The organism is Candidatus Accumulibacter phosphatis (assembly GCF_012939955.1).
Lineage (GTDB): Bacteria > Pseudomonadota > Gammaproteobacteria > Burkholderiales > Rhodocyclaceae > Accumulibacter > Accumulibacter delftensis.
Genome location: NZ_SPMY01000038.1, coordinates 1 through 15,579 on the forward strand (window position 1 = coordinate 1; position 15,579 = coordinate 15,579).

A 15,579-nucleotide genomic window follows, 5' to 3' on the forward strand; every position below is an offset into this window, starting at 1 on the left:
GCGCAGCGGCCTCCGCCTGCGCCAGCCCCGCCTCATTCAGGCCAACGTCGATATTCCCCTGAATTCGCTTTTCCGCGTTCCAGGATGTTTCGCCATGACGGACAAGGCAGATGCGGGTCGCTTCCATAAGATATTCATTCACGAGCAGAGTTGGCGACCGCCATCGGCCGAGGGACGATCCGGCCGTCGCCAGCGTGCAGCCTCGCTCAGCCAGATTCGCAAGAAGCAGATTCTAAGCCATTTGCAAGGACCGCTCCGCACCTCGCTAGAAATCAAAAGCCCCCCGCCCACCCGCCGCCTGCTCCCCTCCCCCCTCGCGGGGGAGGGGTTGGGGGAGAGGAGGAGCGGCGACACAGTTGCCGTGCTGTCCTTAAATCTGTACGCCGCGCCCCAGCGTTGATCGTCGTCACTGGCTGGGAAATCGCCTGCCCCGCTACCCTTCGGCTCGCACCGTTTAATCACCTGCGAGCGGCTTCCGGACTTACGACTTCGGCATTTGTGCGCTACCATCTGCTGAAAGAGAAAGTACCGCTTAAGGCGCGGGACATCTCTCCGGAAGGTTCCGGATGCTATCTGGCGCGGGAGCTTTAAAATACGCATGACAGTCAAAGTGCCCGTGCCACCTCTGAATATTCAGAACGGCTTCGGCCGGCTGCTGCTTTGGTTCGGCCCGCTCAAAGCCAAACATACCGCCATCCGTAAAGCCATCCGTAAAGCCAACACTGTTCTGCGGTCGGCCACCTTGGCACGTGCCTTCCCCACGCCGAGCTGATCATGCAGTTCGTCAAGCACGGCCCCCACGTTCCCGAGCAGCTGTTGCAGGCGCACGAGAAAGGCCGTGTGGTGTTCTTCTGTGGCGCTGGAATTTCCTATCCGGCGGGGTTGCCAGGTTTTCGTGGTCTGGTCGACGAAATCTATGCCGACTTGGGAACGCAGCGCAATGCCGTTGAGGAACAGGCTTACTCTAGGCAGCAATACGATGCCACGCTGGATTTGCTTGAACGGCGAACTCCTGGGCAGCGACGCGCGGTGCGAACGGCGCTGATGAAAGTCCTGCAGCCGAAGCTGCGACGCAAGGGAGCGATGGACAACCATCGCTCCCTGATCCAGCTTGCACGCGACCGCGACAACGCACTCCGCCTCGTTACCACCAACTTCGACCGCATTTTCGAGGGGCTCATCGCGCGCGCGCAGCCAGTCATTCCGGCGTATCCAGCACCCTTGCTGCCGATCCCAAAAGACAGTCGCTGGAACGGAATCGTCTATTTGCACGGGCTCCTCCCCAAGACTCCGGACGAGAACGCACTGAATCGCCTGGTGCTGACCAGTGGCGATTTTGGTCTGGCCTACCTGACCGAGCGCTGGGCCGCTCGTTTCGTCAGCGAGCTGTTCCGCAACTACGTCGTGTGCTTCGTCGGTTACAGCATCAATGACTCGGTACCGCGCTACATGATGGATGCGCTCGCGGCAGACCGCATGCTTGGTGAGGTGACACCCGACGCCTATGCATTTGCCGACTACGACGGCGCTCAGGCGGGCCAGGAAGACCAGCAAAAGATCGAGTGGAAAGCCAAAGGCGTCACGCCGATTCTCTACGAAGTGCTATCGGGCGGCACTGACCATTCAGCCCTGCATCGCACTCTGAGGGCATGGGCCGACACCTATCGCGACGGTGTGCTCGGCAAGGAGCGTATCGTCGTTGAGTACGCGATGACGCGGCCGCAGGCCAGCACGCGGCAAGATGATTTCGTCGGACGAATGCTCTGGGCGCTGTCCGATGAATCCGGCCAGCCTGCCAGACGCTTCGCCGACTTCGATCCGGCGCCGTCACTGGATTGGCTGGAAGCGCTGAGTGAGGAGCGCTACCGGCACGCGGACCTTGACCGCTTCGGCGTGGCACCTCAGCCAACGCGTGACGACAAACTGACCTTTAACTTGATGTGCCGCCCGGCGCCCTACACGCATGCGTCAAGGATGACCCTGGTCGATGGGAGCGGTTTCGCTAGCCATTGCGATAAGGTCATGATGCAGTTGGGGCGATGGTTGACCCGCCATTTGGACGATCCGGCGCTGGCATTGTGGGTTGCCAGGCACGGCGGGCAACTGAACGGCCATTTCGCTTCGGCACTCGACGATCGTTTGAGCGAACTGGCCAGGCTTGAGCGCGACGAGAATGTCGAGGAACTCCAACGTATCCTGACCAATGCGCCGAAGGCCGTCCCAAGCCCGATGATGCGAACCCTTTGGCGCCTTCTCCTCTCCGGACGCGCGAAGTCCCCAGGGGACCACTTCGACCTGCAGCGCTGGCAGAAGCGCTTAGCTCATGACGGACTCACGCTCAGCTTGCGCCTGGACTTGCGAGAAATGCTGGCACCGCGGATAGCGCTGCGTCAGCCCTTCCTTTGGGGTGAACCGCCTGCGCCTGCGGGCCGACCGGAGCGGGTAAGAGATCTGGTCGACTGGGAAATTGTTTTAGCCACCAAGCATGTTCACGCATCGCTAAAACGTCTGGCGCACTCGCCAGCCTGGCGAGCAGCACTGCCGCAGCTACTGGCAGACGTTCAAGGTCTGCTGCGTGACGCGCTGGACCTGATGCGCGAAATGGGTGACGCGAACGACCGGCGTGATCGATCCTTTGCCGGCCAGCCCTCGATTAGCCCGCACGCGCAGAACAGGGGTTTCCGTGGTTGGGTGTCGCTGATCGAGATCCTGCGCGATGCCTGGCTTGAGACACTGGAAAGCGATCCCGCCCGTGCCCACCGCGTGGCGGCAGATTGGTGGGAACAACCCTACCCAGCCTTTAAGCGCCTGGCTCTGTTTGCCGCGACTCATGACGGCGTGGCCACCGACGGCGAGTGGGTAGAGTGGCTACTGAAAGACGACGCTTGCTGGTTATGGTCCGCGGAGACATACCGCGAAACGATGCGCCTGCTGGTGTTGCGAGGCGCCGAGCTAGAGGCGCAGCCACTCGGCCGCCTGCAAGCAGGCATTTTGGCGGGACCGCCCGGCGCGGTGGTGGGCAGCGACTCTGATTCGTCGCGGCTGTTACTGAATGGAAAGGTATGGCTACGCTTGGCCAAGCTGGCATTCGGTGGCTGCGTCCTCTATGGCGACGCAAAGACGCGACTTGAAGCCTTGACGTTGGATCACCCGGATTGGCAGCTTGCAAAAAATGAAAGTGACGAGTTCTCGTTCTGGATGAGTGGCACGGGAGATCCCGGCGACGAAGATCGGCGTCAATTCGAAAGGCTGCCACGCCAGCGGCGCCACTTAGTGAAGTGTCTGCGGCTTCCACCGTCATCAAACAGCTGGCACGAGGACGACTGGAGCGAGATCTGCCGAGACAAGCTTTCGACCGCAGCGTGCGCTTTGTGCGCTCTCGCACATGAGGATACATGGCCTGCCAAGCGCTGGCGTGACGCGCTAGAAGCCTGGAGCGAGGGCAAGCTGCTGCGCCGTTCCTGGCGGTACCTGGCAGCTACTCTGCAACGCATGCCCGACGACACACTGCTCGTCGTCGGCCAAGCCGGAACTAGGTGGTTAAAGGCGGTGGCAAAGATCCTTGACCGGGACGAAGCGGTCTTCCTCGCGCTCTGTCACCGCTTTCTGGCGATGGATCACGAGGACGATGAGACCACAGAGGAACTTGTCACGCGAGCCGTCAATCACCCAGTGGGCCACATCACTCAAGCCTTGCTTGCTTACTGCTTCAGTCGTCAACCCGAGGATGGACAGCGTTTGCCAAACGGTCTGGCACAGCTATTCGACATGCTCTGCGATCCTGAGGTGGCTCAGTATCGTCACGCCCGCGTTCTGCTCGCAGCTAACGTGATCGCGCTATTCCGGGTGGACCAGGACTGGACGACAAGGTGCCTGCTACCCCTGTTCAACTGGCAGCGATCGGTGATCGAAGCGCGCGCGACTTGGGAAGGCTTCCTTTGGTCGCCACGCTTGTACCGGCCACTGCTTGCCGCCTTAAAGAATGACTTTCTCGATACCGCCCTTCATTACCGCGAGTTCGGTGAGTATGGTCGCGCGTATGCGGACCTCCTCACCTATGCCGCACTAGACTTTGCAGACGTTTTCTCCACGGACGAACTGCGCCAAGCTACGGCCGATTTGCCGCAGGAGGGCTTGGAGGAGGCCGCACAGGCGCTCGTGAACGCTCTCGAAGGCGCTGGCGACCAGCGCGAAAGCCATTGGAACAATCGTATCAAACCCTATTGGCATAGGATCTGGCCAAAGTTTCTTGAACTCGCCTCCGAGCACATTGCGGAGCGACTCGCATGCCTCGCCATAGCTTCCGATGCCGCCTTTCCTGTAGCGCTGCAGACCCTGCATGAGTGGTTGATGCCGTTGGAGTACCCGGACTATGTCGTTGACCCTCTGCACGAGTCAGGCCTGTGCGGCCAACACCCGCAAGCTTCCCTGCAGCTTCTCGATACGATCATCGCCGACCAAGCTTGGGCACCAGGTGGGCTTCACCATTGCCTGGATACGATAGCGAAAGCCTGGCCAGAGGCCAGCGACGACTCCCGCTATCAACGGCTGATGGCGTTTACGCGGCGTCACGGGCAGCAATGAGACCGGTGTGAGGGAGCCTCCCCGTGTGCAATAGCAACACCAATCGTAAGGACCTGCCCTCGTGAAAAGCGCGCTATTCGTCGACTTTGACAACGTTTACTCCGGGCTGAGAAAGCTCGACCAAGCCATCGCCGACCGCTTTGCGCACCAGCCGCTGAAATGGATGAACTGGGTCGTCGAGGCTCTGGAATTGCCCGACCACTCCCCTGTCAATGCGCGCCGCCGCGTCCTCGTGCGACGCTGTTACCTCAATCCGCAGGCGTATCAACGCTTCCGACCCTCCTTCAACCTGGCCGGCTTCCAGATCATCGACTGTCCCGCCCTGACGAGCGAGGGAAAGACAAGCACGGACATCCACATGGTGCTCGACATCGTCGATCTGTTGCAGCACGAGGTCCACTACGACGAGTTCATCGTGTTTTCAGCGGACGCTGACTTCACCCCGGTGCTGCGCAAGCTCCGCCGCTGGGACCGGCGCACGACGGTGTTGGCGATCGGATTTCCTTCGGCAGCCTACCGGGCGTCGGCCGACCTGCTCATTGATCAGGACAATTTCGTTCGCCATGCGCTCGGTTTCAAGGACGACGACGAATCTCCATCGCCTGAACTTCCGGCTGCGCCCGCGACCCGCACGGTCGACGACCGTGCGCTCGCTGCTGCTGCACGCATCCTCGTCGAGCAAACCGTTACGGAATCGCCGATGCCGGTCGCTATGGCCAAGCTTGCCGCAAAGATTCTCTCCACCGTCGACGGGATGGACGCCTCAACATGGGCTGGCCACGGCAGCTTTCGGGCTCTGCTCGCGTCGTGGAATCTAACGCCACTGATGATCACCACCGCCGGCGGTGGCACCATCTACGACCCACGTCGCCACACCGCGCCTTCGCTCACAACAGCGGTGCCGAAGGCTTCCATCGATACCGAGCTGACGCGTATTACTCGACTCATCGAGGAAGAGGTCGCCAAATCGGAAATGCCGGTCCCATGCAGCCGAATCGCCAGCCTAATCACCACCCAGAACGGCGCCATCGCGGCAGACTGGAATGGCAAGAGCTCGTTCAGAAAATTTCTGGAAACGCTCCACCTCGGCGTCCTTCGAGTCGACTGGAGCGCAGGAGGCGGCTGCATATTCGACTCTCGCCGACGAATCAGTGCGCCGGCGATGAGTAGCACGTCCCTCAACGCCAGCGCTCAGAATTGGGGGTGCGACCAGGAGCTGCTGCCGATCGCCACGCAGGTTCATGAAGTGTCCGGGATACCGCTGCTGCCGCCTGTCGTCTACCAGACGCTCTTCAGAAACATCGCCCAGGATGTGGCCGAGCAGCCCTTCGACTTGAAAGAGACTGGCAAGCGAGTGCGCGATCAAATTCGTGAGGTTGGCCATGGCGTTAGCCGATTCGATGTGAACTGGATTTTGCGCGGGCTCCTGTTGCATGGACACGTCTTTGGGCGAGGTGAGGACGATGCCCACTCGCTGGCCCGAATGACCGCAAACAACGTCCAGTCCTTGTGCCTGCGAGAGCAGATGTTTCTCGACGCGAGAACCGACGCCGCAATTACACGGTGGCTGGAAGGTCAGTAGCAAGCTTGCGTGGTGGCGCGGCCGAAAAGCTACGCAGTGAAGTCGGACAATGACGTCATTCCGTCCATAGCGCGCTCAAAGCCAAATCAAGCACACACTGATCGGCCTCGAATTCATCGCCGTGCAGGATGTCGTTGCCACGAGCATTGGCCGGCCTTCCTTTGAGGGTTTAGGTCTTTTCGTGTGGAGGCGCCCCGGGTGAGGCAGATGCCTCTCCGAGCCCTTCGGGCGCCCCCACCCCTGGCCCCGCTCCCGAGGGCCTTGGCGAACTTCCATCTCGGCGCGGGTAATCCTATCCGGCCGAGGCTGGAGAGTCACTACGCGCAGAAGATTTTTGGAACCGGGCGTAGCGCGAACGGGCGTATTGACTGGAAAATGCCATGTAACGGGCGCGCAAGGAGCTACAGGAGCGGGAGGCGACTGCTTGAGCGGCGACTATTCCGCGTTGATCTCTTCCCAGGCGCGAACGTGCTCTGGCTCCAGCAGGTGCCGTATCTGGGCAACGGCAGATCGCAGGCGAGCGAGGATGGACAGGGGGACTCGTCGCCATGCCTCCTCGATGGCCCCGGGATGCTTTTCCCCAAGCACGGCAAGAAGGACCGCGGCCTGGAAAAGGTCCTTTTCCGACTGGCTCCCCCGATTTGTGCGCAGCTGGGACACCATCAGCTTGTGCAGGGCAAAGCGCTCGGGCAAGGGCACGCGCACCATGCAGCAGCCTTCCCTCGCCATCAACAGACTCATTTGTGAATCGGCCAGAAGATAACCCAGGTAGGGCAAAGCCGTGGCGTGAGCTTGCAGTTCAGGCACCGCTACCACCTGAAAATCTTCCCCGGCGGACGGTACCAGCAGATCCACATGGAAACGGCTTCTGCCCCTTTCCTTAAACGAGGTGGACGGCTGCCGAGCATCCAGCTGCGGTACTTCGATGAAGGGAATCCCGGTGGACTGCAGCATCTCCAGGAAACTGGCTTCTGGAAGTGCGGGAAAGGCCAGTTTCTCCCGCCGGGCAATGTCTATGTCTTCCGTGGCATAGGGAGTACCAGCCACACCGAGCTGGTTCAGGAGCAGGCCGTAGGCATGCGAGCCGATGAGTACCCCTCCCGCCTGAAATACGCCGTGGTTGTACAGGCTGGCCAGGGTCGCGTAGGTCTTGGCATTGACCAGTGCAAAGCCTTCCCGCCCCAGAAGCCGCAGTGAGATCGTGGCGGCTTTGGTGTCGGTGATGGCCAGCCGCAGAGCCTGGGCCAGCGAATCTGCTGCGGAGCTTCCAACGGGGCCAGCGAGGTAACGCTCCCGCTTCTTGCCGTCGCCGTCGTAGAACTGGTGGGCGTAAAAGCGAAACCCATCAGCATTGCTACGCTCCAGTACGCTCCCGGCCGTGCCGACAAACACCCTGGACTGCGCGCGGGCGTGATTTTCCAAATCGGCGAAAAGCAGAGCCAGGGCGGGTAGATGGGTGCGGTACAGTGTGGGCATGGGAGGTTTGCCGAGTATCCGTCAACGCATAAGAGTAGTGGGTACAGAAAACGCCCGTCAAGTGATCGCGCGTTGCACCAGTTGGCGTATGTGCCGAACGCCCAGCGCTGCAACGACGACCACGATCGGAATCGCGATCCCGGTGACGATTTCCGGATTGACCGGCGCGCCTGCCGCCTTGACGGCCTTGGCCGCATAACCGACCAGGCCGACCACGTAGTAGCTGACCGCGGCCACCGACAATCCTTCCACCGTTTCCTGCAGACGCAACTGCAGTTTTGCGCGGTGCGCAGCGGTGCTGAGCAGCGCCTGGTTCTGCCGCTGCAAGGCGATGTCGACACGCGTACGCAACATTTCGCTGGCGCGACTGATCCGTTCCGAGAGGCTGTCCTGGAGCCTGGCCACTGTTTCGCAGGTGCTCATCGCCGGCCGCAGGCGGCGTTCGACAAACTCGCCGATGGGTTGCACGCCTTCCACACGCACTTCCCGCAGTTCGGCAAGGCGGCGTTCGACCAGGTCCTGGTAGGCACGTGCCGCGCAAATCCGGCCCAGGGTGGACGAAATGGTGCCCTCGACGACCGCGGCAAGCCGCGTCAGCCGGTCAAGGAGGGCGGGCTCGTCCTCACTTCTGACCTCAACCATCTCGTTGAGCAGCGCCGAGAGCTGGCGGTCAGCATCGGCCAGCACCGGCAAGGTGGCCCTGGCCACCGGGAGGGTGAGCAGAGCACGCATCAGATAGGTTTCCACTTCCAGCAAGCGCTGCACCATTCGTCCCGCCTGGCGCGGGGTGAGGCTGATGTCGTCGATCAGGAAGCGGCTGAAGCCGTCTGCGTGGATGCGGAAGTCGGCGCGCACGCTGGCGACGCCGTCGCCGACGCGGCCGCCGACGAGTGGGTTGCCGTCAAACAGGCTGGCCAGTTCCTCGCTGTCCGGCGTTGCCGCCGGTGCCTTGCGCAGCGCGACGTGCGCTGCCACCAGCACCTGCCCCGGCAGCTGGTCGAGCCAGGCCCGGGGGACGCTGGCTATTACCGGCTGGGCGAAGGGCTCGCCGGACTCGCCCTGGCGAAAGAAAGTGTAGCTGCTGCACTCGGCGCGCCGCTCCCACTTGAGTCGGAAAGTGCCCAGATCGACCTTGAAGTGATTAACTTCCGGTGCCGGCGCAGTGACGCCGTAGCGCGTGCATAGCTCGACGATGCTTTCGTACTCGGCTTGCCTGTTCTCTGGGTCGGTGGCCAGAGCGAGATACGAGGCCTGTTCGGGGATGCTCAGCGCTTCCGGGGGGCGGGCATGCAGCTCATAGTTGAGCGCAAAGCGCAGCGGGTGATTGTCGGGTTTCGTCACATGAGTCCTTTGTTTGTTCGTGGCGGGATGCATGGCGGATTTACACCAGTGCTCACTCTAACGTCTGGCGACGGCGTTCGTTGACCTTACCATGTTGCGACGCAGCAAAAAAGTGATGGCAGTCAGCGTGGTTTCTGCAGCAGCCTGTGGTGGGATTTGCGGAATGCGGTTGCTGCGGGCGCACATGCAATGCCCGCGCGCTGAGCAGTTGCTCGCCGAGCTTGTCAATCCGCGCCGCCTTGTCTTTGCTGCAGCGCAACTTTTACAAGTGTCGGCAATTGCCTATAGTGATCAGTCAGTCGCAGCGGGAAGAGAGGACTGCGGCGTCGTTCAGCAGAATCTCATTGATCTGTTCATGGAGGAGACGTCATGCAGAAATCCTTGCACATCGACCCGGGCAAATGCACCGGTTGCCTGCAGTGTGAAATGGCCTGCTCGTATGAGCACACCGGGGCTTTCAACCCGTCGCGGTCATTGATCAAGGTTTTCGATTTTCACCACGAAGGTCGCAAGGTTCCCTACACCTGCACCCAGTGCGCCGAAGCCTGGTGTCTCAACGCCTGTCCGGTCGAGGCGATCAAGATCGACGTCACGACCGGCGCCAAAGTGGTGCTGGACGCGGTCTGTGTCGGCTGCAAGGTGTGCACCATTGCCTGTCCATTCGGCACGATCAATTACAGCCACGAAACCGGCAAGGTCCAGAAGTGCGACCTCTGCGGCGGCGACCCGGCCTGCGCCGAAGCCTGTCCGACGGACGCCATCACCTATATCGACAGTGACTGGACCGGCCTCGAGCGGATGCGCAAGTGGGCGCAGAAGACCGATAGTGCGGCACGGGTTTGAGGAGAGACGACCATGGCATGGACTCGCAAGATTCTTCGCATCAACCTCACCCAGGGCAGCTGTGTCAGCGAAGCGCTGAACATGGAGTGGGCGGCGCAGTACCTCGGCCAACGTGGGCTGGCCAGCAAGTATCTGGTCAGTGAAATCGACCCCAAGGTCGATCCGCTGGCACCCGAAAACAAGATCATCTACGCCACCGGTCCGCTGACCGGAACCATGGCCTCGACCGGCGGCCGCTATTCGGTGGTCACCAAGGGACCCTTGACCGGGGTCATTGCCTGTTCGAACTCGGGCGGCTTCTTCGGGGCCGAGCTGAAGTTCGCCGGCTGGGACATGATCATCGTCGAAGGCAGGTCGCCGACGCCGGTCTATCTGCACATCGAGAACGATCTGGCCGAGCTGCTGCCGGCGGACGATCTCTGGGGAACGACCGTCTGGTCGACCGAGGCGACCCTCAAGAAGCGTCACCAGGATCCCCTGCTACGCGTTTCGAGCATCGGTCGTGCAGGCGAAAACCAGGTTCTCTTCGCGGCCATCGTCAACGATTTGCATCGCGCCGCCGGTCGCTCCGGCGTCGGTGCGGTGATGGGCTCGAAGAATCTCAAGGCGATTGCCGTGCGTGGCACGCGTGGTGTTGGCAACATCGCCGATGCCAAGGCGTTCATGGCGGCAACGACCGCCGGCAAGAAAGTGCTCGCCGAGAACGCGGTCACCGGCCAGGGCCTGCCGACCTACGGTACGCAGGTGCTGATGAACGTGATCAACGAAATGGGCGCCTTGCCGACGCGCAACCATCGTGACGTCGAGTTCGAAGGCGCACGCAAGATCTCCGCCGAAGCGATGCACGAGAAACGCGCCAGCGATGGCCGCGCGCATCTGGTCACCAATCAGGCGTGTTTTGGCTGCACCATCGCCTGTGGGCGGATTTCGCGTATCGACGAAAGCCATTTTTCCGTGGAAACCAGGCCCGAGTACTGGGGCGCCAACGGCGGTCTCGAGTACGAAGCCGCCTGGGCGCTCGGTAGCGCCAACGGCGTCGATGATCTCGAAGCGCTGCAATTCGCCAACCTGCTGTGCAACGAAGACGGCATGGACCCGATTTCCTTCGGGGCCACCGTCGGCGCGGTCATGGAGCTTTACGACCTGGGCATCCTGAGCAAGGAAGAAATCGGCCTCGAGGTGCCTTTCGGCTCCGCCGAAGCGCTGTGCAAACTGGCTGAAATGACGGCGCGTGGCGAAGGCTTCGGCAAAATCCTCGGGCAGGGGTCGAAGCGGGTGTGTGCCAGGTACGGCAAGCCCGAGCTGTCGATGACCGTCAAGGGGCAGGAGTTCCCGGCCTACGACGGACGCGCCTTGCAGGGCATGGGGCTGGCCTACGCGACCTCGAACCGCGGCGCCTGCCATCTGCGCGGCTATATGGTTTCCAGCGAAGTGTTCGGCATCCCGGTCAAGACCGACCCCAGGGAAACCGCCGGCAAGCCGGAAATGCTGAAGGCGTTCCAGGATGCGACCGCGGTCGTCGATTCGAGTGGCCTGTGCGTGTTCACCACCTTCGCGTGGACCATGAACGACATCCAGCCGCAGATTCAGGCGGCCTGTGAAGGTGATTGGTCGCAGGATTCGCTGTTGCAGATGGGCGAGCGCATCTGGAATCTCGAACGCGACTTCAATCTCGCTGCGGGAATCACCGGCAAGGACGATACCCTGCCGCCACGGCTGCTCAATGAACCGTGCAAGACCGGTGGTTCGAAAGGCATGGTCGCCGAAATCGGCAAGATGCTTCCCGAGTACTACAGCCTGCGCGGCTGGACCGCCGAGGGCGTGCCGACGGCGGCCACCCGCTCGCGCCTGGGTCTGTGAAGTGATCAGGCACCTGATCATCGGCAACGGCCCGGCCGGGGTCGTTGCCGCCGAGACGCTGCGTCGTGCCGATGCGCAGGCCGAAATCACCCTGATCGGCGACGAAGCGGAACCGCCCTACTCGCGGATGGCGATTCCCTACCTGCTGAGCGGCAAGATTGGCGAGCCCGGCACCTATCTGCGCAAGGATGCCGATCACTTCGAGCGCTTGCGCATCCAGTTGCTGCACGGGCGCGTTGCCGGACTCGACGCCGGGCAGCAGACGGTCACCCTGAGCGACGGCAGCACGCTTGCCTGGGACAAGCTGTTGATCGCCACCGGCGCGCATCCACTACGCCCGCCGATCCCCGGCATCGACCTGCCGCAGGTGCTGTCGTGCTGGACCCTGGCCGATGCGCGCCGCATTGCCGCGGCGGTTGCCCCGGGGGCGCGCGTTCTGCAGATGGGCGCCGGTTTCATCGGCTGCATCATCCTGGAGTCGCTGGCCGCGCGCGGCCCGCAACTGACGGTCGTCGAAATGGGCGAGCGCATGGTGCCGCGCATGATGGACGAGGTGGCCGGGGCGATGATTCGTCGCTGGTGCGCGGGAAAAGGTGTGCTGGTTAAAACCGGCCGGCGGGTGGTTTCCATCGAGCCGGCGGGCGAAGCCTTGCGAGTCACGCTCGACGATGGTGAATGTGTCGAGGTTGACGCGCTGATCAATGCCACCGGCGTCAAGCCGAACGTCGATTTCCTCGCCGGCAGCGGGGTCGCCGTCGATATCGGCATCCTTGTCGATGATTCGATGCAGACCAGTGTCGCCGGCATTTATGCCGCCGGCGATGTCGCCGAAGCGGTCGAGTTCGGCACCGGTCGCCGCGTCGTCAATGCCATTCAGCCCGACGCCGTCGAGCAGGCGCGCATCGCCGCCCTGAACATGGCCGGCCAGTCGGCAGCCCTGCCCGGCACCTTCGTGTTCAACGTCCTCGACACCATGGGCCTGATCTCCGCTTCCTTCGGGCAATGGCAGGAGTTTCCCGGTTGCAGCTCGGCGCAGTTGCTCGACGAAGCCGAGTACCGCTACCTGCGGCTGGTCTTCGACGGCGAGCAACTGGTCGGCGCCAACAGCATTGGTCACAGCGAGAACATCGGTGTCCTGCGCGGCCTGATTCAGGGGCGGGTTCGCCTTGGCGAATGGAAAGCGCGTTTGCTGGCCAACCCGCTGCTGCTCAGTGAAGCCTACCTCGCCAAGGGTTTGGCGGCGACGCAGTAATGCCCATTGCCATACCCACGCCCATACCCACCCCCATGCCGATCACCCTCAAGCTGTACGCTTTTCTTTCGGATTACCTGCCCGCGGACGCGCGGCGCACAAACGCGGTCGCCATCGATGTTCCCGAGCAGACCACCGTCGCTGCGCTGATCGCCACCTGGGCGCTGCCGCCGCGTCTGGTGCATCTGGTGCTTCTCAATGGCGAGTTCATTCCCCCGCCAGCGCGTGCTGAGCGCGCGCTGATCGCCGGCGATGTGCTGGCCATCTGGCCGCCGATCGCCGGCGGTTAGGCCTCGGGAGCGTTGGTGCTGCAATTCGCCATGACCCTGGCGCTGCCCGAGTTCAAGCGCCAGCTACAACCGCTGCTACCTGACTGGCGGGTGCAGCAGCCGGCCGACGGCTGTTGGCATCTGCAACAGGGCGAGCGCAGCGTCGACATCCGCTGCCGTCCTCTGCCGGCCCTGCAGGTCGGCATCCTGCGCTTGCCGCGTCTCGATGTGGCGATCGAATTCTCGGGAGGCAGTGCCGAACAGCGGGCCGCTTTCATCGACGACTTTCAGCGCCATTTCCGACGTGGCGGCGGCTGATGTGATAGCATTCTTCGTGGCGGGTCTCCCCGCATCGCAGGATGGTCAACCTGGTCAGGTCCGGAAGGAAGCAGCCACAGCCGTCTTATGTGAGTGCCGGGGGTAAGGCTCGCCACCTTCATTTCTGCCTGCCGCTTGTTCTGCCGCGTCTTTCGTTGCTGCTTCCGCCGGCGCTTCTGCAGCTTTTTCGGCTTCTTCCGCCTTTCCAGCTTCCGCAAGCTTCCGCTCATGCCCCCGTTTCTGCAGGTCGCAAATCGTCAGCTTCTGTCCATTGCTGCTGCCGGAGTCGTCAGTGCCATCTGCTAGAATCCGCTCATGAGTTACCAAGTCCTGGCGCGCAAATGGCGCCCACGAAGCTTTGCCAGCCTGGTTGGCCAGGAGCACGTGGTGCGGGCGCTGACGCACGCGCTGACCTCCCAGCGCTTGCACCACGCGTATCTTTTTACCGGTACCCGTGGCGTCGGCAAGACGACGCTGGCCAGGATCCTGGCCAAGGCCCTCAATTGTGAAACTGGCGTCAGCGCCACGCCCTGCGGCATCTGTTCGGCGTGCCAGGAAATCGACAGCGGGCGTTTTGTCGATCTGCTCGAAGTGGACGCGGCGACAAACACCAAGGTCGACGAGATGCGCGAGCTGCTCGAGAATGCGGTGTACGCGCCGACCCGTGGCCGCTTCAAGGTCTATGTCATCGACGAAGTGCACATGCTCTCGAATTCGGCGTTCAATGCCATGCTGAAGACGCTCGAAGAGCCGCCGGAGCACGTCAAGTTCATCCTGGCGACTACCGATCCCCAGAAAATTCCGGTGACCGTTCTGTCGCGCTGCCTGCAGTTCAACCTCAAGCAGATGACGCAGCCGCTGATTGCCGGCCACCTCAAGCAGGTTCTCGAAGCCGAGTCGATCAGCGCCGAAGCCGGAGCGCTGCAGTTGCTGGCCCGCTCGGCCGCAGGCAGTATGCGTGACGCGCTGTCGCTGCTCGATCAGGCGATCGCGCATGGTTCCGGCAAGGTCGAGGAGGTGCAGGTGCGCGAGATGCTCGGTGCCGTTGATCTCGATCACCTGTTGTCGATTGTCGACGCCTTGCTGGCCGGCGATGCCGCGGCGATGTTGCGGGTGGCCGACGAGATGGCAGCCCGCAGCCTGTCCTTCGACGCCGCCCTTCAGGAAATGGCCGCCCTGTTCACTCGCCTGCAGATCGCCCAGCTGGCACCGCAAGCGATTGCCGAGGACTTGCCCGAGCGTCTGCGCCTCGAGGAGCTGGCGGCCGCTCTCGACCCCGAGTTCGTGCAGCTTGCCTACCAGATTGCCATCCATGGTCGCCGCGAACTGCCTCTGGCGCCCGACGAGCAGGCCGGTTTTGTCATGACCCTGTTGCGCCTGCACGCTTTCCGCCCGGCCTTGGCCAGTGACGATTCCCCTGCTCACCCGCGCGCGAGCGCGAACGCGGCGACCATCGCTGAGCGTTCGCCAGCGAGCCCCTCGCCGGCGTCGGTATCGCGCGCCGTGCCACCCGCTGCGTCGCCCGCCTTGTCGTCCAGCGCCGCTGCGGTCGCCCGACCAGCCCCGGCGGCAGCAAGCGAAGCGCGGGCGGTCGTTGTGCCGGCTGCACCGATCGCAAAAGCTGCCGTGGCAGCCGTGCTGTCTCCGCCACTCACGTCAGCAGCCACCGGCGACTGGCACGAAATCCTGGCTACACTCAACGTCGGCGGGATGGCCCGCGAACTGGCCCAGCACTGTGAACTGCGCGAATTGCAGGCGGGGCGAATCGCCCTTCGTCTCGCCCCAGCACATCGCCACCTGCTCATGAAGCCCGCACAGGACAAGCTGCAGCAGTTACTGGCCGAGCGTTTTTGGCGGTCCCTTGCAGTTGGCGATCGAACTTGAAGCCACGACTGGCGAGACGCCGGCGGCGAGCGTGCAGCGCGATCGTCGTCAGCGCCAGGATCGCGCAATCGCGGCGGTGGAGCAGGACGGCTTTGTCCGCGAGGTGATCGAGATGTTCGACGCCACCCTGATCGAATCTTCCATAAAACCCGTTTAAACCCCCTACCCCA

General features: G+C 62.6%; 13 protein-coding genes and 1 other RNA gene. 11 read left to right on the top strand and 3 right to left on the bottom strand.

The features are described 5' to 3' along the window. A partial coding sequence (locus E4Q23_RS13650) for a histidine phosphatase family protein (protein WP_211203763.1) occupies positions 1–127 on the bottom strand: 127 nt, incomplete at its 3' end. Between the two features lie 471 nt (positions 128–598). On the opposite strand from E4Q23_RS13650, the gene E4Q23_RS13655 reads away from it, so the two are divergent. The 3 genes from E4Q23_RS13655 (at position 599) to E4Q23_RS13665 (ending at position 6,166) form a co-directional block, all read left to right on the top strand. Beyond that, positions 599–772, top strand: coding sequence for a hypothetical protein (locus tag E4Q23_RS13655; RefSeq protein WP_169067145.1), 174 nt, complete (start codon positions 599–601; stop codon positions 770–772). A gap of 2 nt (positions 773–774) precedes the next feature. Further along, positions 775–4,584: an anti-phage defense-associated sirtuin Dsr1 gene (gene dsr1, locus E4Q23_RS13660; protein ID WP_169067146.1), complete on the top strand. Its 3,810-nt coding sequence runs from the start codon at positions 775–777 to the stop codon at positions 4,582–4,584. 61 nt (positions 4,585–4,645) lie between these two features. Next, on the top strand, positions 4,646–6,166 hold the full coding sequence (locus tag E4Q23_RS13665) for an NYN domain-containing protein (protein ID WP_169067147.1): 1,521 nt from the start codon (positions 4,646–4,648) through the stop codon (positions 6,164–6,166). Positions 6,167–6,601: 435 nt separating this feature from the next. Here E4Q23_RS13665 and E4Q23_RS13670 read toward each other — a convergent pair whose 3' ends face one another. Then, entirely contained in the window at positions 6,602–7,642 is a 1,041-nt protein-coding gene (locus E4Q23_RS13670) for a GSU2403 family nucleotidyltransferase fold protein (protein ID WP_169067148.1), read from the bottom strand. Positions 7,643–7,699: 57 nt separating this feature from the next. Continuing rightward, positions 7,700–8,983 (bottom strand): DUF3422 family protein, encoded by a 1,284-nt coding sequence (locus E4Q23_RS13675; RefSeq protein WP_169067149.1) that lies wholly within the window; start codon positions 8,981–8,983, stop codon positions 7,700–7,702. 369 nt (positions 8,984–9,352) lie between these two features. Here E4Q23_RS13675 and E4Q23_RS13680 point away from each other — a divergent pair, with 369 nt between their 5' ends. The 8 genes from E4Q23_RS13680 (at position 9,353) to E4Q23_RS25240 (ending at position 15,566) form a co-directional block, all read left to right on the top strand. Further along, positions 9,353–9,826 (top strand): 4Fe-4S dicluster domain-containing protein, encoded by a 474-nt coding sequence (locus E4Q23_RS13680; RefSeq protein ID WP_169067150.1) that lies wholly within the window; start codon positions 9,353–9,355, stop codon positions 9,824–9,826. A 12-nt stretch (positions 9,827–9,838) separates the two neighbouring features. Beyond that, positions 9,839–11,686, top strand: a complete 1,848-nt coding sequence (locus E4Q23_RS13685) for an aldehyde ferredoxin oxidoreductase family protein (RefSeq protein ID WP_169067151.1) — start codon at positions 9,839–9,841, stop codon at positions 11,684–11,686. Between the two features lie 4 nt (positions 11,687–11,690). Then, the gene (locus E4Q23_RS13690; RefSeq protein ID WP_169067176.1) at positions 11,691–12,938 is read left to right on the top strand and encodes an FAD-dependent oxidoreductase; all 1,248 of its coding nucleotides are present in this window, start codon (positions 11,691–11,693) and stop codon (positions 12,936–12,938) included. Positions 12,939–12,973: 35 nt separating this feature from the next. After that, positions 12,974–13,228: a sulfur carrier protein ThiS gene (gene thiS / locus E4Q23_RS13695; protein WP_169067177.1), complete on the top strand. Its 255-nt coding sequence runs from the start codon at positions 12,974–12,976 to the stop codon at positions 13,226–13,228. A 15-nt stretch (positions 13,229–13,243) separates the two neighbouring features. Further along, positions 13,244–13,525 carry a hypothetical protein gene (locus E4Q23_RS13700; RefSeq protein WP_169067152.1) on the top strand — a complete coding sequence of 94 codons (282 nt, stop codon included), beginning with the start codon at positions 13,244–13,246 and terminating at the stop codon, positions 13,523–13,525. Positions 13,526–13,543: 18 nt separating this feature from the next. After that, an RNA gene (gene ffs / locus E4Q23_RS13705) (signal recognition particle sRNA small type) lies at positions 13,544–13,642 on the top strand. A 198-nt stretch (positions 13,643–13,840) separates the two neighbouring features. Further along, complete coding sequence (gene dnaX, locus E4Q23_RS13710) at positions 13,841–15,409, top strand: DNA polymerase III subunit gamma/tau (protein ID WP_423753343.1); 1,569 nt, start codon at positions 13,841–13,843, stop codon at positions 15,407–15,409. Beyond that, positions 15,393–15,566, top strand: coding sequence for a hypothetical protein (locus E4Q23_RS25240; RefSeq protein ID WP_423753344.1), 174 nt, complete (start codon positions 15,393–15,395; stop codon positions 15,564–15,566). Before dnaX ends, E4Q23_RS25240 begins: the two co-directional genes overlap by 17 nt. The last annotated feature ends 13 nt before the right edge of the window (positions 15,567–15,579 follow it).

Bases quoted from the DNA above. Each gene is read 5' to 3' on its own strand.
- E4Q23_RS13685 (WP_169067151.1), top strand. From the start codon at position 9,839: ATGGCATGGACTCGCAAGATTCTTCGCATCAACCTCACCCAGGGCAGC.
- E4Q23_RS13680 (WP_169067150.1), top strand. From the start codon at position 9,353: ATGCAGAAATCCTTGCACATCGACCCGGGCAAATGCACCGGTTGCCTG.
- E4Q23_RS13670 (WP_169067148.1), bottom strand. From the start codon at position 7,642: ATGCCCACACTGTACCGCACCCATCTACCCGCCCTGGCTCTGCTTTTC.
- E4Q23_RS13655 (WP_169067145.1), top strand. From the start codon at position 599: ATGACAGTCAAAGTGCCCGTGCCACCTCTGAATATTCAGAACGGCTTC.
- thiS (WP_169067177.1), top strand. From the start codon at position 12,974: ATGCCGATCACCCTCAAGCTGTACGCTTTTCTTTCGGATTACCTGCCC.
- dnaX (WP_423753343.1), top strand. From the start codon at position 13,841: ATGAGTTACCAAGTCCTGGCGCGCAAATGGCGCCCACGAAGCTTTGCC.
- dsr1 (WP_169067146.1), top strand. From the start codon at position 775: ATGCAGTTCGTCAAGCACGGCCCCCACGTTCCCGAGCAGCTGTTGCAG.